Here is a 24,252-nt window from a genome sequence, read left to right on the forward strand (position 1 = left end):
TTAAGTTAAAATGCCAGGTTTACATTCAATCCGTAACGGCGGGTTGTAGGCGACTGCAAACCGGTACCAGTCTGAGAATAGTTGTATTGATCCAGGTCCACATCTTTGAAACGCTTGTCTTTGTAGAAATAAAGCAGGTTTCTTCCCACCAATGATACAGTCACTTTTTTGAACGCTGACTTAGCAAGGTATTTTGAAGGGATGCTGTAACCAAATGTAACTTCGCGAAGCTTAGCATATGTTTTGCTCATGAGGTTTGACTCAGTGACACCATAGTACGAGCTTACCCATGATTGTACAGACTTAGGATTTGTATTCGGTGAGAACTGAAGTTCGCTATAGTTCAGGATTTCGCCGGTTTGGGAATCAATGTTGATGGCCTGTCCATTAGCAACAACCACACCTTGTCCAATATAGCTTCCTTTGTAGTCCCCGTCTCCTGCATGCTGGTCGTCCAGATCACGTGCCACACCCAAAGCGCCAGTTGCAGTTTCAAGGTTACGGCCACCGCGCATAGTTTTGTTATGCATATAATCGGAAGTTTTTCCGCCAACGCGTCCATCAAATTGGAATCCCAGTGAAAATCCTTTGTAATTCAGCTTGTTATAAACGCTCCATGCAAATTTAGCATTCAGATAACCGAGCATTTGCGATACAGGATTTGAACGTGGGGATCCTGAGCTGTTATAAATAACGTTACCATCATGATCCTTTAAGAAAGCGCTGGCGTAAAATTTGTCGACGCGATCGCCTTTGTGGAAATAAGTATCGTAAACCGTTTGCCCCTCAGGTAGTTCGGCGTAAACTTCTTTGAATGTACTGTAATTAACCAGCACATCCCAGTTGAAGCCTTCTTTGCGGATCACATTACCCGTCAAGGAAATTTCGTAGCCCGTTTTTTTCGTTTTCAATGCATTCAGGTAGTAGTAAGAATAACCGGTTGCAGTAGAAATCGGGTTTTGAAGGATCTTCGGACCATCCATGTATTGGAAACCTGTCAGGCTCAGCCCTAATCTGTTTTCCAAAAACTTCAGGTCAACGCCACCTTCGAAGTTGACACGGTTGAACGTTTTGATATTCGGATCATAAATGTTGCTGGTGTAATAAGCGGCGGTCTGGCTGTTGTAAGGCTTCGCGGTTGAATAAACGGACGACAAAGAATAATCAGGACCGCCGTAAGGTGACCGATAGTTGCTTCCATAATCCAAAGGACTGTCAAATAAGGAGTTTCCTGATGGTCCTGCGCCAAATGCAGTAATCGAATTGAACGGTGCCATACCAATTTCTGAATTGGTCGCATCTCCGTGAATGGCTGCGAACGAACCACGAATTTTCAGGAAAGAAATGGCATCAGGAATACTGATGTAGTCCGAAATAACAGATGCCAGAGAAACGCTTGGATAAAAATAGCTATTGTGATTGCTTGGCAGGGCAGAAGATTTATCCACACGACCTGTCAGGGCCAGGGTTGCATACTTTCCGAAGGAAGCGTCCAGCGAGCCATATCCACTGAACACGCGCATCGAAGAAGAAAAGCTGCTTGCCTGAATCGCATTGAGGGAGTTACTGAAAGCGTAAACACCCGGTACGCTCAGATAATCTGTTGAGGTAAAGCTCGAATTATAAGTAAAGAGCCTTGCGTTTCCACCAATAAAGCCAGACAGATTTACGAAAGAGCCTACGTTATAATTGTAGTTCAACTGGACGTCGGTATTGTTCTCGAAAAGGTCACGACGGTCTTCGCGGTAGTCACCTTTGTTTTGATCCCGTCCATATGGGTGAGCAGAGTAGGGCATTTTCTCAGTACGCAGCAGATTGTACGTGGTGATCTGGGTACGTGCGTTTACGTTCAGGTTATCATCGATTTTGTAGTTACCCGAAACGTATCCAAATATGTCCGTTTTGTAATGACCTCTTTTCCATTCATTTACCTGGAACCATGGATTGTGGTAGCGTTGGTACTCAGCGAAAACAGACTGTGTCCCAACTTTACCTTCCTGCCAGATTCCTTTGATATCCGGCGCGTCAACGTCCCAGTCGGCACCCGTCCACACGGCAACGTTATAAATCAAACTGTTTGGTCCGTAATCTACGTCGGGAAAGTTTGGAGAATACTGGCGGTTGAAGTTAAGGCTCGCATCGATTTTCAACTTTGAAGTCGGGTTAAAAGAACCGTATACATTAAAGTTGGTGATGTTGACCTTGTTGTTTGGAATGATACTCTTCTGATAAGAGTGCGATACCGAAAACCGCAGATTGTAATTATCACCGCTGGTGCTCAATGACACGTTATTGGTGCTTTGGAACCCTGGTTCAAGGAAACGTTTCAGGTTATTTTTTCCTCTGGCAACATAAGGCGTGGGCTGGATGTGGCCCGTGTAAACAAATCCGCCAGGGAATGTTGTCTTATATTCCGTATTAGGGTCATACTTTCCGTCATATTGCGGAATCAGCTGTCCGCGGAACTTAGGTCCCCATACGTCGTAGTCATTATCATTAAGTCCTCCTCCTTTGCCGTCACCAAAAGCGTAAAGCTGGTTTTCGCCGCCACCGTATTCGTCCTGCGTTCTCGGGAATGCAAGGAACCCATTATCTACGGCATTGGTGGAATTGAGTTCTACTGACCAGCCCTTCTTCTTATTTCCTTTTTTGGTCGTGATCAGGATCGCACCGTATTGTGCACGGCTTCCGTAGAGTGCAGCAGCGGTTGGTCCTTTCAATACGGTGTAGGTGTCAATATCGTCCGGACTGATGTTCCATGTGTCTGAACTGATCGGCACGCCATCAACTACATATAAATTGATTTCATTACCTCTCAAAATCACGGTCGGCTTTCTTAACATTTCAGCCGAAGGCCCTACCGAGAGACCGGCCACTTTTCCTGTCAGACCAGTTACAGGGTTCTGATCTCTGGCCATTACCAAATCTTCACCTTTTACTTCCTGTACGGCGTAGCCTAATTTTTTAACTTCTTTCTTTACACCAAGGGCGGTTACCACAACTTCGGAAAGCTCTTTGGTATCCACTATTAATTGTACATCAATCAGGCTTTTGTTGCCAACTTCAATTTCCTGGGCCACAAATCCAATGGCAGAGATAAGCAGGGCAGCGCCTCCGGAAGGAAGGCTGATAGTGAAATGTCCATTGGCATCGGTGTTTGTGCCTTTGGTGGTGCCTTTAACAACAATGGAAACGCCGGGTAACGGCTCCGACGTTCCGGAGGAGGTAACATTGCCCTGAACCGTGCGGTCCTGAGCTGTGACCTGAAGGGAAATGGCCAACGACATCACAAGAGCGGTCATGACAAGTATCCTTCTGAGAAACAAGATTTGTCTCAATCGTAAAGATAGTTTCATAAAAAGAGTGGTTTGAAAGGTTTTTGCAACGTTTGTTTACCAATACTGAATAATTAGCAACACATACTATTAACAATCTCCAAACTTATTTGTTTAGTATTACTGAATTATTAAGCCATTGTAAACAAATAAATTTAGGGACTATTGAATGGAATACCAAAGGTTCTTATTGTATTATTTAGGGGACAATAGGCTATAAAAGAATGATTTATAACCGAGGTGCACTTTCTTGTCAAGTAACTTAACAAATACAAGGCGAGTAAAGTATGTGTTTACCTTTTGAGCAAGCAAACGTGCGGGGCCTTTGGCAGGGTTAAAGTCAAAAAAACAATTGATTTGTGAAAAACGCCCGTGGCTGAAGATGTAGTTTTTTTGCGCTCTTGTTGCGATTTTTGAAAATGGCAGAAGCACGTCGGAGCTTCTGCCATGGGTACCGTAGGGAAAGAAAGCAATTGGTTCCTTAATGCGCTTCAAGCCAATTGGCGCCCACCCCGATTCCCGTTTCCATTCTGACTGCCATCGGGATTGCATTGCGCATGAGTTCGTCGACTTTCTCCTTTAGAAGCGGGATTTCATCCCGATGCGCATCAAACACGAGCTCATCGTGTACTTGCAGGATCATGCGGGATTTTAGTTGTTCTGCCGCCATCCAGTGATGAATATTGATCATCGCTACTTTAATCATATCTGCAGCGGATCCCTGGATCGGGGCGTTGATTGCGTTCCGTTCAGCATAACCCCGATTGGTCTGGTTCCGCGAGTTGATGTCGGCTAAATACCGACGCCTGCCCAGGATGGTTTCCACATACTCTTTTTCTCGGGCATTGTTGATGATCCGGTCCATATAACCCTTCACAGCGGGGAATTCTTCAAAATAAGCCCTGATAATTTCGCTCGCTTCCCCTCGGGCTATACCAAGGCGCTGGGCGAGACCGAATGCGGAGATTCCGTAAATAATGCCAAAATTGACCATTTTGGACTTTCGGCGCATATCGGAGGTCACCTCTTCCAACGGGACCTTAAAGACTTTGCTTGCAGTAGTCGCATGAATATCGCGTCCCTGGTTGAAAGCTTCCAACATGCTCGCATCACCGCTGAAAGCCGCCATAATGCGTAGCTCGATTTGCGAATAATCGGCGGACAGTATCTGAAAATCGTCGGTATCCGGTACGAATGCCTTGCGTATTTCTCGTCCGCGAATGGTACGTATGGGGATGTTCTGCAGGTTAGGGTTCGTAGAACTGAGTCGCCCCGTTGCAGCGACTGCCTGGTTATAGGAAGTATGGATCCGGCCCGTGCGCCGGTTTACAAGCAATGGCAATGCATCAACATAAGTCGATTTCAATTTTTGCAATTCCCGGTAATCCAGGATTTTTCTTGCGATCACGTGGTTTGCTTCGAGGTCCGAAAGAATATCCTCGCCGGTCGCGTATTGCCCCGTTTTGGTTTTTTTCGGTTTTTCAATCAGCTTCATTTTTTCGAAAAGGACTTCGCCGAGCTGCTTCGGTGAACTGATGTTGAACGACTGGCCCGCTGCTTCGTATATTTCGGATTCAGTGATACGCAAATCTGTTTCCAGCACGCCGGACATTTCTTTCAATGCGCCGATATCGAGTCTTACCCCCGTATTTTCCATGGCAGCAAGCACTTTCAGTAAAGGCATCTCCACTTCGTAAAACAATTTGGATGCATTGACTTTCGGAAGCTCTCTTGAGAAGATCGCATTGAGCTGGAAAGTGATATCGGCGTCCTCCCCGGCATATTGGGTGATCTCAGGAATGGCTACATCCCGCATGGTACCTTGCTTAACCCCCTTTTTCCCAATGAGCGTTGTAATAGAAACAGGATCGTAGTTGAGATAGGATGCTGCAAGTATGTCCATTCCATGCCTTTTGTCGGGCTCCAGCAGATAGTGCGCCAGCATGGTGTCGCTCAGCTTCCCTTTTATTTCAATGCCATAGTTTTTCAAAACAAGCAGGTCATACTTAATATTCTGGCCAATCTTTTCAATGTTCTCGTTCTCAAAAACTTCCCTGAAATACTCCACAATTTCAAGCGCTTTGGGGCGGTCTGCCGGTACCGGGATATAAAAGGCTTCACCTGCGAGATAGGAGAAAGAAAGTCCCACCAGCTCGGCATCAATGGTATCCAGAGAAGTAGTTTCAGTATCGAAGCAGAAAGAGTCCTGTAAACCAAGGTAATACGCCAGACTTTTGAGCAACTCCGGAGTGTCAACCGTGTGATAACGGTGAAAGGTATTGTCGATCGTCCTCCTGGTAGTCGGTATGCGCAGGTCCTCATAAGCCTGTTCAGACGCATCCCCGGTGGCGACATTTTCGCTGATAACAGCTGGCTGACTGCCCACTTCCTCGGTCGGATTCCCGAACAGGTCCAGCTGGCCTTTTTTGTCTTTTGCGACAGGGCGTGTGATTGCGGTAGTAACAATAGGCTGGTTGATGCCCAGCACACGCTGTTTTAGCGTTTTAAACTCGAGTTCGTCAAACAACTCAATGATCTGGTCTGCATTAGCAGGGCAAATGGTCAGGTCTTCTGCATCGAATGGAACGGGTACCTGGCAATCAATGGTCGCAAGTTGCTTGCTCAGGATCGCCTTATCAAAGTTTTCCCGGATTTTTTCACCTAGTTTTCCTTTGATTTCCCCGGCACGCGTGATCAGGTTTTCAATGGTATCATACTCTTCGATCAGTTTCTGGGCCGTTTTTTCGCCCACACCCGGTATGCCCGGGATGTTGTCGACGGCGTCGCCCATCAGTCCGAGTATATCAATCACCTGGTCGATCCGTTTGATCTGCCAACGCTCCAATATCTCGTTAACGCCCAGCACTTCTGCGCCCTTGCCTAAAAACGCAGGCTTATACATGTACACATGCTGCTCCACCAGCTGGCCGTAATCCTTATCCGGCGTCATCATGAAAACCTCGAACCCTTCCCGCGATGCCTCTTTCGCAATGGTACCGATGATATCGTCCGCCTCATAACCGTCCAGTTCCAATACCGGGATGCACATGGCCTTGAGCAGACGTTTTACCAAGGGTATCGCCACGGAAATATCCTCTGGTTGCTCCTGGCGCTGGGCCTTGTAAGCCTCAAACTGGACGTGCCTGAACGTGGGCGCTGCGGTGTCGAATGCCACGCCCAGGTGTGTGGGTTTTTCCTTCTGCAACACTTCCAGGAGCGTATTTGTAAATCCGAAGACGGCACTGGTATTCAATCCTTTGGAAGTAATGCGAGGCGCTTTGATGAATGCAAAATGAGCGCGGTAAATCAACGCCATCGCGTCAAGAAGGAATAGTTTGTGAACGGGTTTATCCATGAGGCAAGTAATTATCGAAAGCCAAATATAACGTATGTAGGTGACTGAAACGGATTACAGAGGGATTTTTGTAGATTGCTTTTCAGTGAAAATGGAGCAGTCTTTTTGTCCTATTAATATTATAGATTCTCTTAAAATGGTCAATAAGTTACGGGCTTTTTAAAACATTGTATCTGGCTTATATGATTAGCGCATTTTATATATATAAATGAAATAATACAATCAGTTCTTTCAATACATTTAAATCTTTTTATATTAATTCACCTATTGATACTTAATTATACAATTTATTATACTCATACATTATTTACATTTAATACTAAATGTATGTATAAAAAGTATTTATCATTTAGTACATTTAATAAACAAATTTTCCTATGAGAATTATTTTCATCTTGTTAGCTGTTATTATTTTTTCTTGTAATCAAAATAAAGAAGTGAAAGAAGCATACAAATGGCCGGAAGCAAAGCCTCCAGTTGCCGCAATGAAAGACCATGAAACCGGAATGCATGGTGATAAACGCAATGACGAATATTATTGGATGGCCGATTATTTTACCAAAGGGCCGGACAGTACCAAGGTAGTGGACTACCTGAACGCCGAAAATGCGTACACCGACACGATGATGGCGGCCACGAAAAAATTCCAGGAAGATCTTTTTGCCGAAATGAAAGGCCGGATCAAAGAAAAAGACGAGTCGGTTCCCGTGTTTTCTAACGGCTATTGGTATTATACCAGAAACGAGGAAGGGCAACAGTACTTCAAATACTGCCGTAAAAAAGGTACTCTTGACTCGGCTGAGGAAATTCTGCTCGATGTCGACAAAATGGCTGAGGGGCATCCTTACTATTCCGCAACAGGGTTCAGCGTCAGTCCAGACAATAAATTACTGGCTTTTGGGGTGGACACCGTATCGCGAAGAGAGTACACCATGTACGTCAAAAATCTGGAAACAGGCGAAATACTGAGGGATGCGATCTATCCGACAGACCCGGGCTACGAGTGGGGTAATGACAACAAAACATTGTTTTATACGGCCACAAACCCTAAAACGCTGCTGAGCGAGAAAATCAAGAGACATTCCTTAGGAACGGACGCGAAAAAGGACGTGGTGGTCTATACCGAAAAGGATAAAAGCAATTACATCGGGGTTGGTAAAACGAAGTCGGAAAAGTACATCGTCATTTCCTCCTCCGCGACCATGTCATCTGAGCATCTGATATTGGACGCAGATAAGCCCGAGGGCAAATTCGAAGTCTTCCAGCCCAGAATGAAGGACGTTAAATATGATTTTGACCACCAGGGCGACAAATTTCTTATCGTAACCAATAAGGATGCATTGAACTTCAAACTGATGGAGACCCCTGTCAACAAGACGGGCGTTGAAAACTGGAAAGAAGTGATCCCTACCCGGAAAGACGTTTTGCTCGAAGACATTGACGTTTTCAAGGATTTCCTGGTCGTCACGGAACGCAAAAACGGACTTCTTCAATTGCGGATCAGAAATATCAGGACTAATCAGGAACATTATGTGGATTTTGGAGAGCCGGCTTATGCTGTATACGCTTCGGCAAATCCCGAATATGACAGTAAGAACCTGAGATATGTGTATACCTCGCTGACAACCCCCAACTCCGTTTACGATTACGACATGGAATCGAAGAAAAAGGATTTGAAAAAACAGCAGGAGGTTGTGGGTGGTTATAAGCCCGACGAATATGTGACCGAAAGGCTTTATGCTACTGCCCGCGACGGCGTAAAAGTGCCTGTTTCGCTGGTTTACAAAAAGGGGACTGCCAGAAACGCGGATACGCCGATGCTGCTATATGCGTACGGCTCGTACGGTTACAGCATGGACGCCAGTTTCAACAGTGCGAGGTTAAGTTTACTGGATCGCGGGTTCATTTTTGCGATTGCGCATATTCGCGGCGGACAGGAAATGGGCCGTCAATGGTATGAGGATGGAAAAATGTTCAAAAAGAAAAACACCTTCTTCGATTTCATTGACTGCGCGGAGTACTTAATCAAGGAAAAATACACCTCCCCGACCCATCTCTTCGCTGAGGGCGGCAGTGCGGGAGGTTTGTTAATGGGCGCAATTTCCAATCTGCGGCCTGATTTATGGAGAGGTATCATTGCGGATGTTCCGTTTGTAGACGTGGTCACAACCATGCTGGATGAAAGCATTCCGTTGACTACCAATGAGTTTGACGAATGGGGTAACCCAAAGAACAAGGAATCATACGATTATATGAAGTCCTACTCGCCTTACGATAATGTGGAGAAGAAAGCCTATCCAAATATGCTGGTTACTACCGGCCTGCACGACAGCCAGGTGCAATACTTTGAACCAGCTAAATGGGTGGCCAGGTTAAGGACGCACAAAACGGATCACAACGTGTTGTTGTTGAAAACGAACATGGATGCAGGCCATGGCGGCGCCTCGGGAAGGTTCGATTATTTGAAAGAAGTTGCTTTGAGGTACGCTTTTATGTTCGCGCTGGAAGGGATTGATAAGTAACATCGCATCCAGGATCGTCACGATGGACGCAGCCGAAGTGCAGCAGCACGCCAGAGGTGCACTATGCAAAAGGGACTGCGCCCATCATGACATCTTAACTTACTACAATTGCCCGATCGACCCTTCGATGTCGGCTATAATGTCATCGATATGCTCGATCCCAACGGAAATCCGCAATTGCGTAGGGTGAACACCTGCCGAAAGCTGCTCAGCATCAGATAATTGCGAGTGTGTTGTGGATGCGGGATGGATGATCAGCGTTTTTGCATCGCCCACGTTGGCCAGGTTGCTGATCAGTTTCAGGTTGTCCACAAATTTCTCAGCCTGCTTCCTGTCACCTTTTAATGTGAAAGACAAAACGCCGCCGAAGCCCCTGGTGAGGTATTTTTTGGCAAGCCCATGATACTTGTTACCTTCTAGCCCAATGTAATTTACACTTTCGACGGCCTGGTGATTTTCAAGCCATTGTGCCAGTTTAAGCGCATTTTCATTGATGCGTTCTACGCGCAAAGAGAGCGTTTCCAGACCTTGCAGGAACAGGAATGAATTGAACGGAGACACCGCCGGGCCCCAGTCCCTCAGTCCCTCCACCCGCGCACGGATGATGAACTGGATATTTCCAAATGGTCCGCCAATACCGAATACATCATTGTAAACGAGGCCGTGATAGCTTGGGGAAGGGTCGGTAAACTGCGGGAATTTGCCGTTGCCCCAGTTATAGGTTCCTGCATCGACGATCACTCCACCAATAGAAGTGCCGTGCCCGCCAATCCATTTAGTGGCAGATTCCACAATCACATGCGCACCATATTTAATAGGCTGAAAAATCGCGCCTGCTGCACCAAAAGTGTTGTCCACGATCAATGGGAGGTCGTATTTGGTAGCAAGGGCTGAGAAGGCCTCGAAATCGGGGACACTATAACTTGGGTTGCCGATTGTTTCGAGGTAGATTGCCTTGGTCTTGTCATCAATCAATTTTTCGAAGCTGCTGACATCGTCGCCGTCTGCGAAACGGGCTTCCACACCGATGTTCTTGAATGAATTCTTAAACTGGTTATAGGAACCTCCGTAAAGAAACGACGTGGTAACAAAATTGTCGCCAACTGTGGTGATGTTATTAATTGCCAGGAATTGGGCCGAATGCCCTGACGCGGTGGCCAATGCGGCCACTCCGCCTTCCAGTGCGGCCACCCGCTTCTCGAAAACGTCGGTGGTGGGATTCATGATCCTGGTGTAGACATTTCCGAACTCTTTCAGCGCAAACAAGTTTGCGGCATGCTCGGCATTATTGAAAACGTAGGAGGTTGTCTGGTAAAGAGGTACAGCACGCGAATTGGTTACGGGATCGGGTTCCTGTCCGGCGTGGAGTTGCAAGGTCTCAAATTTCATTTTTTAAATCGTTAAATAGGTGGATAAAGCCCAAATGTATCAAATTAAAAACCATAGTATATCAAAATAGTAGTCTTTTGTTTGCCGTATAATAAATTGAACTTTATTGATAAGCTAATGACGGACATCCGAGATGATTTCCAGTAGATTATCACATTGTGCCTGTAAGGCGTACATTGTTTCAGGATCAGTTACCCTGCCGGAGTTTAGCTTGTGTTTGACATTGGGTATTGATAAAGAGGATTGTTCGTTACGCCTGGTACCCAATGCGGTGAGGGTGAGCAGGAGCGAAGCCAATGCTTTATCGCCGCCACTGTTGAGGGGGGATGCACTGATGACGGCCACTGGTTTATCGTTGAAATCTCCTGTTGCTACCGTCCAGTCCAATGCATTTTTCAGGGTGCCCGGAACACCAAAAGCGTATTCGGGTGTGCAAATGATCACACCGGATGCTTGCTGGACGGCGGTTTTAAATCTCAAAACCGAAGTTGTATCGTCAAGGCCTGGACTGAAATGCGGGATTTCGTCCAGGCCCTCAAAAATATCGAACACCACGTGCGACGGAAGCAAGTCCCTGAACGTGCTTAGCAGAATAGTGTTGGTGGAGTCCGGGCGAAGGCTGCCGGAGATTCCGAGGATGCTGATGTTTTTCATGGCCCAATTTACAAATCGGGCAAACAATCCCGGTCATGGTATTAACGGTAGTTGCTACTTTGCCATGACGTTATAAAAGTTGTAGTCTGTCATAGGTGCATCTGTGAAACCAAGGTTGCGGCCCATGGTTACGATTTGGCCGCGATGGTAAGTACTGTGGTTCATACATTGCATAAGGTATTCAAAGTTAGGAAGCTTACACTCAAACCATTGACTTACGACCAACGTTTCGGTTTGCAGCGCCTCGGCGGAAAGATTTTCGACGAATTCTGCAACCGTCTCAGATTGAGCTATAAGCGCATCAAATGTCTCGTCCAGGTCTCCATCAAAATCTACGCCGGTGTCGTGATGTTCAGGATTGATCACGGAATACCAGTATCGCTGGGTCTCCAGGATATGGACTAGTGTGGATCTGATGGTCGAAAAGCTTGAAATGACCTCTTTTTCAAGGGTTTCACGCGGTTTTTTTCTCAACCAGTTGATCAGGGTACAATTGGCCCAATGATTGTAATCGGCATAATTTTTCATCAGATATACCAGACTGTTTTCAATCACAGGAGTTGTTGTTAATGCAGGCATAGCTCGCGTTGGTTTGGTTTATTGCAAAGCACGGCCGGTCTGATGACAGCAGTGTGTCAGGAGACTCTGAATGTTATTGAAGATTTTCTGAAATCTGGGTGATCAGATTTTTGACCGTTGTTTTCAAAGACTCCGGTTCCAGTATGGATGCATTAGGTGCGATCATCAGAAACCATCTCGCAAAACCTTCCAGTGAAGGGCTGAGAAAAGACATTTCAATGAATTCGCCTTTATCGATTTCCGACACGAAACCGTAGTAGGTACGTTGCTCGCGGATGTACCTGGTAACCCGCTTGTCTATTTTGATACGAACCAGCCGCATGTTTTCACCTTCCCAGGTATCCGTCATAAACTCTTTTAGTGGCGCATGCTTTTGTTTGAAAGGTTCATTGGTGAGCTCACAGTGCAGGATGCGGTCGGACCGGAAATTGCGGTAATCATTTCTCAAATGGCAGAAAGCGACGGTATACCAGTAATTATTTTCGTGGTAAACGCCCACGGGTTCGATGATCCTTTCCATCGGATCATTTGCATTCATGGCCGTGTAGTTGATCTTCGCGATCTTTTTTTCGGAAATGCTTTTAAGCAAAACATCGAGCGTATTATTGGCGGATTTGTGAAAAAGCCTGTTACTATGCCTGATCTCAATATGGTTTTCCAGGTTTTCCACCATCGACTTTTCCGTACTTCGCAGCACTGCTTTGATTTTGAACATGGCTGACTGGTACTGTGTCTGCGTGGAAAAATCTGTAAATTTTTCCATCAGTTTTTCAGCGGTGATGAAAGTACGTGCCTCTTCCTTGGTGAACATCACGGGAGGCAGGCGGTAGCCGTCCATGATGGAATAGCCCACACCTGCCTCCCCAATGATAGGCACACCTGCTTCCGCGAGGGAATTGATGTCCCGGTATACGGTCCGCAGGCTGATTTCGAAGCGTTCCGCCAGATCCTGGGCTTTTACAATTTTGCGGGATTGCAACTGGATCAGGATGGCAGTGATGCGGTCGAAACGGTTCATGTTTTGCAGGAAAGAGTCCGCTGCAAAAATAAACTTAAAGAACGGGTTCTCTCAAATTAAATGCCTCCGAAATCAATTGAAAAGACCTTACGCGGTTTTCAGCACTATCGGCCATCGTTGAAATGACGATTTCATCGACTTCGAACTCGTTTGAGAGCTTTGTAAGCTGTTCTTTTACAGCATCCTGGGTGCCTGAAATGATTCTTCCGCTGTTGTAACGGATACGCTCCAGCTCGCCGACAGTGAAGCGATAATTCCGGACGGTTTCGGCATCCGGGAAAGGCCCAAATTTCCCTTTTTCAAATTCTACCAGGATATAATCCATCATTTTCCGCATTTCCGCAGCTTTTTCCTCTGTTTCGCCGCATAGCACGAATATGGATAGCATCGCGCGTGGTCGGGAGAACTGGTCGGAAGGCCGGAAATTTTTGCGGTAGGTTTCCACGACATCCGGACGCACGAAACCATTGATGAATTTGGCCACAGCGAGGCCCATGCCAAATCGGGCGGCTATGTTGCTGCTTCCGCCGCTGGAACTGAGTATCCATTGGGCGGGGATAGTAGGCGATTGAGGTGTGGCGTAAATAAATCCTCGTTCAGTGCCTGCTGTGTCACGAAAAAAGTGCTGCAGGTGCTCCAGCTGACGGAGATAACTGCTTTCGCTAAAATCATTAGACGGATTCAGCAGGGATGATGTAATGCGGTCGGTACCTGGCGCACGGCCCATTCCAAGGTCAATCCGCCCGGGGAAAAGGGTCTCCAGCATACGGAAATTCTCAGCTACCTTCAGGGCACTATGATTTGGCAGCATAATTCCGCCGGAACCTATCCTGATATGCTTGGTTGCGTCTGCCAGCTTGACCATCAGGACCTCAGGGGTCGAGCCCGCAATGAAAGTAGAATTGTGATGCTCGGAGACCCAAAATCTGCTATAACCGAGTTCCTCCGCCAATTTAGCGGTCCTAATCGTTTCCTGGATGGCCTCCCGAACCGTGGAGCCCTGCCTTACAATCGATTGGTCCAATATGCCTAGCTTGATGTTGCTCATTGATCTGAATGCATGTTTAAACGGTAACAACCGGCAGACAGAATGTATTCACTTTCATTTGCAAAAAGCGCTTTCCCCTGGGATAGTCGCAGGGTTATTGGTGAGAAACAGCAGTAGGGGAGGGGAATTACAATTGCTCTTTGGGTGACCTTCGCCAATAGGTTGACCGACCGAATAACGGGATACCGATATAGCTTCTGATTTCCAGGAGTTTATCGCGTAATTTTAAAACGCAATTGTAAGTCTTGCCGCTTTTGCGGTCATACATTTTGCCGTTGTCCCAGCTATTTTCATCATATACGAAATCATGTAGGATGTTAACATGCATCAGGTTGCGGCCGCGCAATTTCTCGTTCGTATTTTGAACATCCTTTTTCGATGTAATACCGTCTGCCTCAAACATATCCTCTGACCATATCAGCTTGCCAAAATACTCGTTGCCTACTTTGTAAATCTCAATTTTGTTATCTCTTTCTTCACTTGTCCATTCACCTAAAATTTCGTCAGCAGGCATGTTTTGCGCATTGCAGCGGGGAATAATAAAAGTAAAAAGTATGGTGAAAATAATTTTATACATTCGGTGTATGGTAGGAATTGATTGTTTTTTGGATTCTTGTGTCTCGGAAATGTTCAAATTGAAAATCTGTTCCTAAAATCAGCAAAATAAATATCTGATCATAAAAAACGCCTTATTTGTATGTAAGTCAAGTATTTTAACAGTGAAATTTAATCTAACAACGTTAAATTTTAAATTTAACGTTGTTAGATTGATTTGAGTAAGGGTGTTCACTATGATAAGTACTAAAATGATTTTCAATGAAAGCTACAATATACAATTTCTTATCAGAGAAGAAAACAGAATTATTCCAAGAACGGCGCATATTCCTTGTTATTGGTATTTCAATCACTTAATCCATTCTATTCAAAAGGCCGATTCAGATATGCTCATTTTTCGATCTATGGCTAATTTAATAGTTAAATTAAGATTATTTTGCGCTGCCTGAATTTCGTTACCAGCCCTAATTGTGAATAGTACCCCCCCGATTCCGAAAAATGAAATGGAAAGACTGGTCAGCCTTTCCGAATTAGATATCGATTACTCCGAGCATCAGGAAGCTTTTAAGCACCTCGCCAAGCTGGCAGCCAAGGTGACGGGCACCCAGATTTCCCAGGTCAATCTGATTGACTCGCTTACCCAGTGGACCATTGCCAGTTATGGGCTGGATACGGAGCAGATGCTCCGGGAGGACACAGTCTGTCAGTATACAATCATGGAAAGTGATCACTTCGAAGTCACGGACCTTCGTGACGATGAGCGTTTTCGAAACAAAGAATACGTGACTGGCGTGCCAAAGGTGCGTTATTATTATGGAATCCCGCTTAGAACCAATAGTGGCCTGAACATCGGCGCATTGTGTGTACTGGACCAGGAGCGTGTGGTACTGGATCCTGAAAAAGTTGAGTTGATGAAGATCATTGCTGACGAAATTGTGAGCAGGCTTAAAACACATCACATCATGCAAAAGCTCAGATCGCGGCTAATGGAGGAAAGGCAGACTCAGAAAAAGCTTGCACATGATATCAGGGGACCTTTGGGAGGAATTATCGGCCTGGCGCAAATCATCCGCGACCAGGGGGAGAACAATCAGATGGACGAGGTGCTGGAATTCGTCAACTTGATCCATAAGAGCGGAAAATCGATACTTGATCTCGCTGAGGAAATACTGGGGTCGCATAAGGGGGATAGGAGCAATCCTGAATTACCTGCGCAAGGGAGTGGTTTTAACCTTGAAATTTTTAAGGACAAACTGGAAAGGCTGTATGGACCGCAAGCATTGAACAAGCGAATTGATTTTCAGGTACATGTGAGCGAGCAAACGGATAAAATCAGCTTTTCCAGGAACAAGCTGCTGCAGGTTACGGGCAACCTCATTTCCAACGCGATGAAGTTTACCCCGGAAAATGGGCATGTAACCGTCGATCTCGACCTGTTATTGAGGCCCGAAGGGCCAAATCTCAGAATTGCGGTACAAGACAGCGGTGTTGGAATGAATGAGGCAGCTATTAACGCGATTTTGTCCGGAACAGCAGCGTCCACAGATGGGACCGGAGGGGAATATGGCTATGGCTTTGGCCTGGCACTGGTAAAACATCTTGTAACCAATCTGAACGGCAAAATGGCTATTACCTCTGAGCCTGGGAAAGGCGCGAAATTTGAGATAGATTTGCCCCAGCAAATTCATTAGAAAATCTGAAATATTGAAACTTTATAGAGGGCTTGTAGCAGCCACAGTTGAGGCGCTTCAGCATATTTTCCTCAAAAACCGGCAAGCCGACCGGGTGGTGGAACAAATTCTGAAATCCAATAAAAAGTGGGGGGCCAGGGACAGGGCTTTTATTGCCGAAAATACCTATGAAATGGTAAGGTGGTGGAGGCTGGCCAAGTTTACTGCCGAAATAGGTAAAGCTTCGGAAACGGCTGACTTTTGGCGTTTAGTAGGCGTTTGGCAGATTATTAAACCAGTGCTGTTACATGCTGGTGCAGGTGAGGCGCTCCCAGATTGGCCAGAATTTGATGGTATTGACCGCAAGAGAACACTCGAGAGATACCAGGAATCTACGGTTACTAGAAAGATTGCCCAATCCATCCCTGACTGGCTGGACGAAACGGGTGAGAAGGAACTGGGAACAAATTGGGATGAGGAATTAAAGGCATTGAACCTCCCCGCGCCGGTCGTGCTGCGGGTTAACACCTTAAAAAGTAACCTCGAAGAGGTGAAATCGATCCTGGGCGCTGAAAACGTGTATGAGATTCCGCGGCTGGCTGATACGCTGGTTTTGAGAAAAAGACAGAACCTGCAAAATTCAGAAGCGTTTAAAGCAGGTCTTTTTGAAATTCAGGACGCTGGGTCTCAATTAATTGCTCCTTATCTGGATTTAAAGCCCGGAATGAGTGTCATCGATGCCTGCGCGGGAGCGGGCGGGAAGACGCTGCATATCGCTGCATTGCTGCAAAACAGCGGAAGTATCCTGGCTATGGACATTGAAGAACCAAAGCTGACAGAACTCAAGAAGCGGGCGCAAAGAAATGGTGTAACCAATCTTGAAACGATGCTGATCGAGTCGGATGAACAAATTAGGGGCCTGGGGGAAACTGCCGATAGGCTTCTCTTAGATGTTCCTTGCTCCGGATTGGGCGTATTGCGGCGAAATCCGGATTCGAAATGGAAGTTGAAACCAGAGTTTCTTGAAAATATAAAACAGGTACAATGGAAAATCCTGACGTCTTATTCAGGTATGGTCAAAAAAGGAGGGAAAATGGTGTATGCCACTTGCAGCATTCTCCCTTCGGAATCTGAGGACCAGGTTAAAAGATTTATCAAAACACGCAAAAAAGAATGGTATCTGGTTTCTGAACGCCGAACTTCCGTGGCCAAAGAGGGATTTGACGGTTTTTACATGGCTTTACTGGAGCGCAGACATTGAAGAGCTGTATATTGAAAAATACCAGACCCAGGAGATCAATACCATTTGAAGTGGAATGCGGAACCATAAGTAATGAAGGCCTTTGCCATCAAACGTACCTTTTTGGTAATCAAGATTTCGCATAGCGGCGTAAATATTGGCAGGAAGCAAAAGCATGAAGAATACAATCAGGAAGATTCCTGTGACGAACCTGTAAGTGGGGAGAAGCAGCGCGCCACCGGCCAGTACCTCCATAAAGCCCGTAATTGTAACCAGACCCTTCTTGAAGGGGACAAATGGAGGAATCATCATTGCCATGCCATTTGGAAATTTGAAATGCCCAAAGGCTGTGAACAATAGCATAAGGCACATGGCCAGGTTCCCGCTGAATTGATAATCCCAAGTTCCGGATATCAGCCAGCTAACGCCCAGGCTTCCCAAAAACGAAACAAAAAGTACAATTGGAACGGCCATGATTCAGCGGGATTGGTTTTTCGCGGATTTTTGATCGCTTAAATTACAAAAGGATATACCCAACAGCAATGCAGGGCATGGTTTTTTCCGTTTTGTTCCCGTATCAAACTTTCAGAAAATGGAATTCCGCGTTATTGATTTTTTCGGTGATATCGTAAGTGAAATGCCTGATAAGCAACCTCCTGCACCAAGTTACCCAGAGCCCGGACAAACTGCCCCTCTAAATCCCAACCCCGCTGTTCCGGGTACGGATGCGCCTGAAGTAAATACAGGGTCCAGAATGGACGAGGATATCCCTGCTGAGGACATACAGGAGGAAGTTGGCGAAATAGAGTCTGGAAATCCCTGATAGATTATTCTGCTTCTACCAGCTTTTTAATCTCAATCAGGATCGGGTTCCAGCCTTCGCCGTTGTTATAGGAATCCTGATATCTTTGCGCTCCGTTGGCCACGGTGCTGTAATCGCCCTGTGAAACGTTCAGAATGGTTTGATTTCCCTCTGGAATCAGCTCATAAGTCACGCGCAGATAGTTTTCAGAAGTATCGTCGATGTTTGAATTGGGATCGATCGTGGTGTAGATCAACCACTTTTCAGGGTCTATTTCCACGATCTCACCTTTCACGAAAACCATTTCCTGGCCCTCGTAAAAGCCTTTCCAAAGTAACTCGCTGCCCGGTTTCCAGTCGGAAACCGTTTCGCAACCAAACATGTATTTCTTGGTTTGTTCGGGGTTTACCAACGCATCCCAGACTTTACCGACGGGCGCATGGATGGTAATACTATTCCTGATCATAAGAGGCTCAGCCATTGTTTTGAAGTGTTTTAGATTTGAACGATCGGTTTCGAGACAATATTAACCTGATGCGGCCCTATGATGATTGCGTTTTACGGATTATTTCTAACTGAATAGGGTGTGATCCCAAATTTCTTTTTGAACGCATTGTTGAAATGCTGAGGTGTGGCATATCCCAACTGCAATGCAATTTCTGCAGCTGTATGTTGCGTATCGAGAAGGTATTGGCGTGCCAGTATCAGACGCTGATCCGTCAGATAGCCGAAAACTGTGGTATTGAAGGTTTCTTTAAAGCCTTTTTTGAGTTTGTACTCGTTGAGGCCTACCTCCCGCGAGATTTCGGAAAGGTTAGGCGGGCAGTGCACCCTTTCATTGATCAGGTCTCTGACGGCGATCAGTTTTTCTTTATCGGCCTTCGTTTTTATAAAGGTGTCTTTTTTGCTGTCGGCGTATCCGCAACGATCTGCGCAGAGCACCAATAGTTCAATGCTTTTGGATAAAAGAAAAAGCTTTTTGAGGTCCTCTGAAAATTTGCAATGGATGATTTGGCTGAGTGTCTGTTGCATCGGCGAATCGATGGCTCCCCAATTGGGCGACAGCATAGCGCTTTTACCGTCAATGACCTGTTGACAAAATCTCTTCAGTGAATCACTGGCGTTTTGTGTAAACTGGATAAACAATTCCTTCTGAAACTGTATCCCAAAGGTTTCGAGCTGCAATGTTTTGTTGTGAACCACCATATCGAAATCTGGCGAATACATGATGTTGTGATGTCCCCCGACAAGATCATATGAGGCATTTAGCTGCTTATAAGAGAACATATAGTCGCCCTTCATGCCAAAATGCATCCTGACCACATCATTACTGCTGCTGGCAGCAAAACTGGTCAACTCGCTGAATTTAGACACGCTATGTCCCATACGAATGCCATCGATCTGCCACACAATTCCGGTCATCCTGCCGTTGCCAAATTCCCGCGAGATCTTTTCTTCCATAGCTGCTCTCACTGTTTTTTTTCGGATCCAAGCCAAAGTAATGTATTGGCTACCAACTTATTCTGTGTTTCATTGTCAAAGGTGAAGGACAGTTCTTTGTTGGTTTTGTTGTCATAGTCGATGTCATTGTGCCCCATATTCATGTAAACCATCTTGTATTTTTTATTAGTCCATACTACGGGATAATAACCGCTGTGCCAGATCTCATGATGTTTCGGGCCATTTCCAAGCGGAAAACTGGACGGGTCTATGGAGAGCAGTATCTCGATATCGGGATTTGTCGTCAGGTCTTTTTCCCAGCGGTACCATTCATTGGGTGCAGTTTTAAACGTCGCGGGCAGGTTTTGGGTGACCGGATTATTTTTAGCCTCCACTTTTAAAATCGCCGGAGTAGGGTGCCAGGTGTTGCTTTTATACTGCCCCGAACCCAGAAATTGATCATGGTACCAGTCCCAGTTCTGAGGATAGGCGGAGGGCGTCAGTGCGAAGGCAGCAAAGTGAAAGCCCAGCCAGGCGCCCCCATTTTCCATATACTTTTGAAATGCCTCCCGCTGCTCTGGCTTCTCTGGCCTTGTATCCAGAAATAATACGACCTGGTATTTAGAAAGAAAGTCCCTGTTAAGATTTTCCCAATTGCTGGTCGAATCATAGGTGAACCCATATTTTTTACCCATTTCAGGAAATCGCTTGTGTGCTTCGCCGACAAAACTGATATGGGCGCGGTCACTTTTGCCTGTAAAAAAAGCAATCACGTGAAACTGAGGCGTTTTCTGAGCTAAAGACAGACTATTGAAAACTAACGCGGCAAGGAATGACAAGAACAACTTCTTCATGGTGATACGGATTTCGGAATATTACAGAATGCCGGATTTTAGGTCCGGATGGCAATAAGAGGGGAATATTTGTTTTAAAACTACAAAAACCACTTTATTTGTCGTCATGAATATCTCTATTACCCCTATGAATTATTTGCTTATTGCCCAGCAGACCGGTATTACTGAGAAGCAAGTCAGAAATACCATTCAATTGTTTGAAGAAGGTGCTACGCTTCCATTCATTTCGCGTTACCGTAAAGAGGCAACTGGCGGGTTGGACGAAGTGCAGATAGGTGCAATCAAAGAAACTTGGCAGAGGCAGCTGGAAGTCGAAAAAAGAAGGGAAGCCATCTTGAAAAGTATCGAGGACCAGGGTAAGCTGACACCTGAATTGAAAAAGAAAATTGAAGGGGTATTTTCCTTGACGGAGCTGGAAGATATTTATTTACCTTATAAACAAAAGCGGAAAACACGCGCCAGTATCGCCATCGAAAAAGGCCTGGAACCACTCGCGCAGCTGATCTTTGCCGGACGTGAAACAGACCCGGAGGGAAGGGCTTCGGCTTATCTGACAGACCAGGTGGGCACTGTAGCGGAAGCCTTGCAGGGGGCGAGGGACATCATTGCAGAATGGATCAATGAGAACCAGGATGCCCGCAGCCGTATTCGTAACACATTTCAGCGTGGCGCGATTATCACAGCGAAAGTTAAAAAAAAGAAGGAGGAAGAAGCGAGCAAGTACCGGGACTATTTTGATTTTTCCGAACCTCTTTCGAGAATTCCCTCGCACCGTTTGCTGGCCATAAGGCGCGGCGAAGAGGAGGGATTTTTGAGTGTGGATATTTCGCCTGACGAAGACCAGGCACTGGAAGCGCTGGACAGGCTATTCCTCAAAGGCACGCCGGGTTGTAAAGACCAGATGGAAGAGGCCATTGGCGATGCCTATAAGCGATTGCTGAAACCTTCCATTGAAACCGAATTTTCGAATCTCTCTAAAGAAAAGGCGGACATTGCTGCCATCCAGGTGTTCACTGAAAACCTTCGGCAGTTGTTACTGGCATCGCCTTTGGGGCAGAAGAATGTGCTTGCGATTGACCCAGGATACCGTACCGGTTGCAAGGTTGTGGTGCTCGACAGTCAGGGAAACTTGCTATCCGACCATGTTATTTACCCTTTCGATAAAGCCAACGAAGCACAAGCGAGGATATCTGACTTGATCAGGAAGTTCAGGATAGAAGCAGTAGCAGTGGGAAACGGAACCGCTGGCAGAGAAACTGAGGATTTCGTAAAAAAGGTTTTGGAAACTTTGGGGGGATCGGCAAGCATCGGTTTGTTTATGGTGAGTGAGCAAGGCGCATCCATTTACTCGGCTTCCGATGTGGCGCGTGAAGAGTTTCCTGATAAGGATGTGACCGTACGCGGATCGGTTTCTATTGGGCGCCGCCTGATGGATCCGCTTGCGGAACTGGTTAAGATCGACCCGAAATCCATTGGTGTTGGGCAATACCAGCACGATGTGGACCAGAATTCATTGCGAAATGCTTTGGATACAGTCGTAGAAAGCTGCGTAAATTCCGTAGGCGTAAACCTCAACACGGCGAGCAAGCACTTATTACGCTATGTTTCAGGCCTTGGTCCCGCGTTGGCGCAAAATATCGTGGATTTCAGGGCCAAAAACGGCAACTTCAAAACCCGTCAGCAATTATTGAAAGTTCCGCGGCTGGGTTCCAAGGCTTTTGAGCAGGCAGCCGGTTTCCTCCGTATCGAAAATGGATCTAATCCTTTGGATAACAGTGCAGTACACCCTGAGAGATATGATTTGGTCGAAAAAATGGCGAAAGACACCGGCGCCGGTATCAAAGATCTGATGCAAAAACCGGAGCTGAGAAAATTGATCAGACCAGAAAAGTATATTTCCGAAACAGTCGGCCTGCCTACATTGAAGGATATTCTGGCTGAACTCGAAAAGCCATCACGAGATCCGCGTGCTGAAATGAAAAGATTTGAATTCGATAGTTCCGTGAGGAAGCCTGAGGATCTCAAAGTGGGAATGGTGCTACCAGGATTAGTAACGAACATTACCGCATTTGGAGCATTTGTAGATATTGGTGTAAAACAAGACGGACTGGTGCATGTATCTCAGCTGGCCGACAAGTTTGTCAAAGACCCCAATGAAGTGGTAAAGCTTCAGCAGCAAGTTCAGGTAAGGGTAACGGAAGTGGATCTCACAAGAAAAAGAATTGCTTTAAGCATGAAATTGTAATTTGTGCCCGACCCCAGCAATATTGAATTCAATAAGCAATGCCTGGTATACTCACGTCGTCAGCCCGAACTTGGCGACGTGAGCGCTGTCAAGTTCGGGGAAGTCGTAGGCGTTGCTCCGTATGCGCGGAAATGGTGGATTGAAGCGGATGCACCTGACCGCCAAATTGACGGCATAGATATTTGTTAGCGTGTTAGAATGACATCATAACACATGCTTTGCATCTTCTTCCAAGATACTTTTAATGTTCCTTCCCACCTTCATCCAGTTTTCCTCGGCTTTCACAACGTCTTCGTCTGTTTCCAGGTTGTCCTGTGTAATGATGAGAGTCGTTTCGTGATCATATTCAGAAACGTGGTAGGTGACGTGTACATAATTATCTTCAAAATCCTCGCTACCGGACAGCGGGCTCCAGAAACTGAATCCTAGGACACGTTCAGGGATGATTTCCAGGATCGTCCCCTTGTCCTGATAAGGCTTCCCTTCCCATTCTCCCGTAAAGGTGATTGGGCTCCCGATTTCCCAATCAGAGCTGACGACCGCGCCGTGCATATATTTTTTAACAATTTCGGGATCTATCAGGGCTTTCCAAACATCAGATGCACTTGCGTGAATAGATATTGTTGTCGTTGCAATTTGTTTTCGGTTCATGATTTTAAGAATTAGTCTGTAAGAAAAAACAAGAAAATCATGCCAGTCTGGCTACTTTGAAACGTTTGGCGCGGATATTTAATGCATGGTTCAAACGATCTTCTTTCATGCAGGAATTATATTTTACACAACAACTTCCGATTTCCCTTGGTGAAGCTTGGGACTTCTTTTCGAACCCCGCCAATCTCAAAGAGATTACACCTCCGCACATGGATTTCGTAGTCACTTCCGCTCATCACGGCGACGAGATGTATGCCGGGCAAATCATTACTTATATCGTAAAACCTGTTTTGGGCATACCATTGCGTTGGTGCACGGAAATTACACAGGTTGTCGACGGAAAATATTTTGTGGATGAACAGCGGTTTGGCCCGTATGCTTTCTGGCACCATCAGCACCGGTTTACAGAAAGAAACGGGGGCACGCTAATGGAAGACATTCTCCACTACAAGGTACCCGGCTGGTTTATTGGGGACTTGGTTGATGCGTTATTCGTACGACACGAGGTGGAACGAATCTTTGATTACAGGAAAAAGATATTAGCCGAGCGATTTCCGCATTAAAATCTCTGCTGCACCAGGCAGGCGGAATCACTCTTCATATACAAAATTCTCGAATGCGCACAGACCAAATAATGCTTCTACAGGGTGATTTGTTAAGTTAACTATTTGATAATCAATTGATACTTACTGTATTTTCAATATTATCAATATTTTGTGACTTTATTAATGTATTATACTTTTAATATTTTTATTAATTTCTAAATTATTAAAAGTTTTATACTTATGCTATATATCAATCATATCAGAAGTATAAAATGCGAGGTAATAAACATAAGGCTTATATAAATACATTCTTTTTATAAGCCTTATGTTTATTTAACTTTTAATACTTA

At 45.7% G+C, this 24,252-nt stretch carries 20 protein-coding genes; 7 read left to right on the forward strand and 13 right to left on the reverse strand.

Going from position 1 to position 24,252, the window contains the following annotated elements:
• Positions 1-5: 5 nt before the first annotated feature.
• Positions 6-3,356: a SusC/RagA family TonB-linked outer membrane protein gene (locus tag AC1XUF_RS04970; RefSeq protein WP_483340556.1), complete on the reverse strand. Its 3,351-nt coding sequence runs from the start codon at positions 3,354-3,356 to the stop codon at positions 6-8.
• 460 nt (positions 3,357-3,816) lie between these two features.
• Entirely contained in the window at positions 3,817-6,690 is a 2,874-nt protein-coding gene (polA, locus tag AC1XUF_RS04975; RefSeq protein WP_483340557.1) for a DNA polymerase I, read from the reverse strand.
• 377 nt (positions 6,691-7,067) lie between these two features.
• Between polA and AC1XUF_RS04980 the strand changes: the two genes are divergently transcribed.
• Positions 7,068-9,212: a S9 family peptidase gene (locus AC1XUF_RS04980; RefSeq protein WP_483340558.1), complete on the forward strand. Its 2,145-nt coding sequence runs from the start codon at positions 7,068-7,070 to the stop codon at positions 9,210-9,212.
• A 102-nt stretch (positions 9,213-9,314) separates the two neighbouring features.
• On the opposite strand, the gene AC1XUF_RS04985 is transcribed toward AC1XUF_RS04980, so the two are convergent.
• The 6 genes from AC1XUF_RS04985 to AC1XUF_RS05010 all read right to left on the reverse strand — a co-directional run bounded on the left by AC1XUF_RS04985 (position 9,315) and on the right by AC1XUF_RS05010 (position 14,414).
• Entirely contained in the window at positions 9,315-10,601 is a 1,287-nt protein-coding gene (locus AC1XUF_RS04985; RefSeq protein ID WP_483340559.1) for an O-acetylhomoserine aminocarboxypropyltransferase/cysteine synthase family protein, read from the reverse strand.
• Between the two features lie 114 nt (positions 10,602-10,715).
• Complete coding sequence (locus AC1XUF_RS04990) at positions 10,716-11,255, reverse strand: NADPH-dependent FMN reductase (RefSeq protein ID WP_483340560.1); 540 nt, start codon at positions 11,253-11,255, stop codon at positions 10,716-10,718.
• Between the two features lie 54 nt (positions 11,256-11,309).
• Positions 11,310-11,834 carry a DinB family protein gene (locus tag AC1XUF_RS04995; RefSeq protein ID WP_483340561.1) on the reverse strand — a complete coding sequence of 175 codons (525 nt, stop codon included), beginning with the start codon at positions 11,832-11,834 and terminating at the stop codon, positions 11,310-11,312.
• A gap of 73 nt (positions 11,835-11,907) precedes the next feature.
• Positions 11,908-12,852: a helix-turn-helix transcriptional regulator gene (locus tag AC1XUF_RS05000; protein WP_483340562.1), complete on the reverse strand. Its 945-nt coding sequence runs from the start codon at positions 12,850-12,852 to the stop codon at positions 11,908-11,910.
• 34 nt (positions 12,853-12,886) lie between these two features.
• Positions 12,887-13,900, reverse strand: a complete 1,014-nt coding sequence (locus tag AC1XUF_RS05005) for an LLM class flavin-dependent oxidoreductase (RefSeq protein ID WP_483340563.1) — start codon at positions 13,898-13,900, stop codon at positions 12,887-12,889.
• A 127-nt stretch (positions 13,901-14,027) separates the two neighbouring features.
• Positions 14,028-14,414, reverse strand: coding sequence for a DUF2147 domain-containing protein (locus tag AC1XUF_RS05010; RefSeq protein WP_483340564.1), 387 nt, complete (start codon positions 14,412-14,414; stop codon positions 14,028-14,030).
• A 544-nt stretch (positions 14,415-14,958) separates the two neighbouring features.
• Between AC1XUF_RS05010 and AC1XUF_RS05015 the strand changes: the two genes are divergently transcribed.
• Positions 14,959-16,146 carry a GAF domain-containing sensor histidine kinase gene (locus AC1XUF_RS05015; protein WP_483340565.1) on the forward strand — a complete coding sequence of 396 codons (1,188 nt, stop codon included), beginning with the start codon at positions 14,959-14,961 and terminating at the stop codon, positions 16,144-16,146.
• Between the two features lie 13 nt (positions 16,147-16,159).
• Positions 16,160-17,386, forward strand: a complete 1,227-nt coding sequence (locus AC1XUF_RS05020) for an RsmB/NOP family class I SAM-dependent RNA methyltransferase (RefSeq protein WP_483340566.1) — start codon at positions 16,160-16,162, stop codon at positions 17,384-17,386.
• On the opposite strand, the gene AC1XUF_RS05025 is transcribed toward AC1XUF_RS05020, so the two are convergent.
• Entirely contained in the window at positions 17,366-17,839 is a 474-nt protein-coding gene (locus AC1XUF_RS05025; RefSeq protein ID WP_483340567.1) for a DoxX family protein, read from the reverse strand. The two genes, AC1XUF_RS05020 and AC1XUF_RS05025, sit on opposite strands and share 21 nt — an antisense overlap.
• Positions 17,840-17,957: 118 nt before the next feature.
• Here AC1XUF_RS05025 and AC1XUF_RS05030 point away from each other — a divergent pair, with 118 nt between their 5' ends.
• On the forward strand, positions 17,958-18,188 hold the full coding sequence (locus AC1XUF_RS05030; protein ID WP_483340568.1) for a hypothetical protein: 231 nt from the start codon (positions 17,958-17,960) through the stop codon (positions 18,186-18,188).
• 4 nt (positions 18,189-18,192) lie between these two features.
• Here the strand turns inward: AC1XUF_RS05030 and AC1XUF_RS05035 are convergent, their stop codons facing one another.
• The 3 genes from AC1XUF_RS05035 to AC1XUF_RS05045 form a co-directional block, all read right to left on the reverse strand.
• Positions 18,193-18,648, reverse strand: coding sequence for an SRPBCC domain-containing protein (locus AC1XUF_RS05035; protein ID WP_483340569.1), 456 nt, complete (start codon positions 18,646-18,648; stop codon positions 18,193-18,195).
• Positions 18,649-18,725: 77 nt separating this feature from the next.
• Entirely contained in the window at positions 18,726-19,628 is a 903-nt protein-coding gene (locus AC1XUF_RS05040; protein WP_483340570.1) for a helix-turn-helix transcriptional regulator, read from the reverse strand.
• An 8-nt stretch (positions 19,629-19,636) separates the two neighbouring features.
• Positions 19,637-20,461, reverse strand: a complete 825-nt coding sequence (locus tag AC1XUF_RS05045) for a ThuA domain-containing protein (RefSeq protein WP_483340571.1) — start codon at positions 20,459-20,461, stop codon at positions 19,637-19,639.
• A gap of 127 nt (positions 20,462-20,588) precedes the next feature.
• Here AC1XUF_RS05045 and AC1XUF_RS05050 point away from each other — a divergent pair, with 127 nt between their 5' ends.
• Together AC1XUF_RS05050 and AC1XUF_RS05055 are read left to right on the forward strand one after the other, a co-directional pair.
• The gene (locus AC1XUF_RS05050) at positions 20,589-22,706 is read left to right on the forward strand and encodes a Tex family protein (protein WP_483340637.1); all 2,118 of its coding nucleotides are present in this window, start codon (positions 20,589-20,591) and stop codon (positions 22,704-22,706) included.
• Positions 22,707-22,709: 3 nt separating this feature from the next.
• Entirely contained in the window at positions 22,710-22,895 is a 186-nt protein-coding gene (locus AC1XUF_RS05055) for a hypothetical protein (RefSeq protein WP_483340572.1), read from the forward strand.
• A gap of 15 nt (positions 22,896-22,910) precedes the next feature.
• Here AC1XUF_RS05055 and AC1XUF_RS05060 read toward each other — a convergent pair whose 3' ends face one another.
• Positions 22,911-23,357: an SRPBCC domain-containing protein gene (locus AC1XUF_RS05060; RefSeq protein WP_483340573.1), complete on the reverse strand. Its 447-nt coding sequence runs from the start codon at positions 23,355-23,357 to the stop codon at positions 22,911-22,913.
• Positions 23,358-23,464: 107 nt separating this feature from the next.
• Between AC1XUF_RS05060 and AC1XUF_RS05065 the strand changes: the two genes are divergently transcribed.
• Positions 23,465-23,920: an SRPBCC family protein gene (locus tag AC1XUF_RS05065; protein ID WP_483340574.1), complete on the forward strand. Its 456-nt coding sequence runs from the start codon at positions 23,465-23,467 to the stop codon at positions 23,918-23,920.
• Positions 23,921-24,252 lie beyond the last annotated feature (332 nt).

The sequence above is a fragment of the Dyadobacter sp. HNCC25DJ185 genome, assembly GCF_056895195.1.

Coding starts and splice junctions, on each gene's coding strand:
- AC1XUF_RS04970 (WP_483340556.1), bottom strand. CDS start 3,356: ATGAAACTATCTTTACGATTGAGACAAATCTTGTTTCTCAGAAGGATA.
- polA (WP_483340557.1), bottom strand. CDS start 6,690: ATGGATAAACCCGTTCACAAACTATTCCTTCTTGACGCGATGGCGTTG.
- AC1XUF_RS04980 (WP_483340558.1), top strand. CDS start 7,068: ATGAGAATTATTTTCATCTTGTTAGCTGTTATTATTTTTTCTTGTAAT.
- AC1XUF_RS04985 (WP_483340559.1), bottom strand. CDS start 10,601: ATGAAATTTGAGACCTTGCAACTCCACGCCGGACAGGAACCCGATCCC.
- AC1XUF_RS04990 (WP_483340560.1), bottom strand. CDS start 11,255: ATGAAAAACATCAGCATCCTCGGAATCTCCGGCAGCCTTCGCCCGGAC.
- AC1XUF_RS04995 (WP_483340561.1), bottom strand. CDS start 11,834: ATGCCTGCATTAACAACAACTCCTGTGATTGAAAACAGTCTGGTATAT.
- AC1XUF_RS05000 (WP_483340562.1), bottom strand. CDS start 12,852: ATGAACCGTTTCGACCGCATCACTGCCATCCTGATCCAGTTGCAATCC.
- AC1XUF_RS05005 (WP_483340563.1), bottom strand. CDS start 13,900: ATGAGCAACATCAAGCTAGGCATATTGGACCAATCGATTGTAAGGCAG.
- AC1XUF_RS05010 (WP_483340564.1), bottom strand. CDS start 14,414: ATGCCTGCTGACGAAATTTTAGGTGAATGGACAAGTGAAGAAAGAGAT.
- AC1XUF_RS05015 (WP_483340565.1), top strand. CDS start 14,959: ATGGAAAGACTGGTCAGCCTTTCCGAATTAGATATCGATTACTCCGAG.
- AC1XUF_RS05025 (WP_483340567.1), bottom strand. CDS start 17,839: ATGGCCGTTCCAATTGTACTTTTTGTTTCGTTTTTGGGAAGCCTGGGC.
- AC1XUF_RS05030 (WP_483340568.1), top strand. CDS start 17,958: ATGGAATTCCGCGTTATTGATTTTTTCGGTGATATCGTAAGTGAAATG.
- AC1XUF_RS05035 (WP_483340569.1), bottom strand. CDS start 18,648: ATGGCTGAGCCTCTTATGATCAGGAATAGTATTACCATCCATGCGCCC.
- AC1XUF_RS05040 (WP_483340570.1), bottom strand. CDS start 19,628: ATGGAAGAAAAGATCTCGCGGGAATTTGGCAACGGCAGGATGACCGGA.
- AC1XUF_RS05045 (WP_483340571.1), bottom strand. CDS start 20,461: ATGAAGAAGTTGTTCTTGTCATTCCTTGCCGCGTTAGTTTTCAATAGT.
- AC1XUF_RS05050 (WP_483340637.1), top strand. CDS start 20,589: ATGAATTATTTGCTTATTGCCCAGCAGACCGGTATTACTGAGAAGCAA.
- AC1XUF_RS05060 (WP_483340573.1), bottom strand. CDS start 23,357: ATGAACCGAAAACAAATTGCAACGACAACAATATCTATTCACGCAAGT.
- AC1XUF_RS05065 (WP_483340574.1), top strand. CDS start 23,465: ATGCAGGAATTATATTTTACACAACAACTTCCGATTTCCCTTGGTGAA.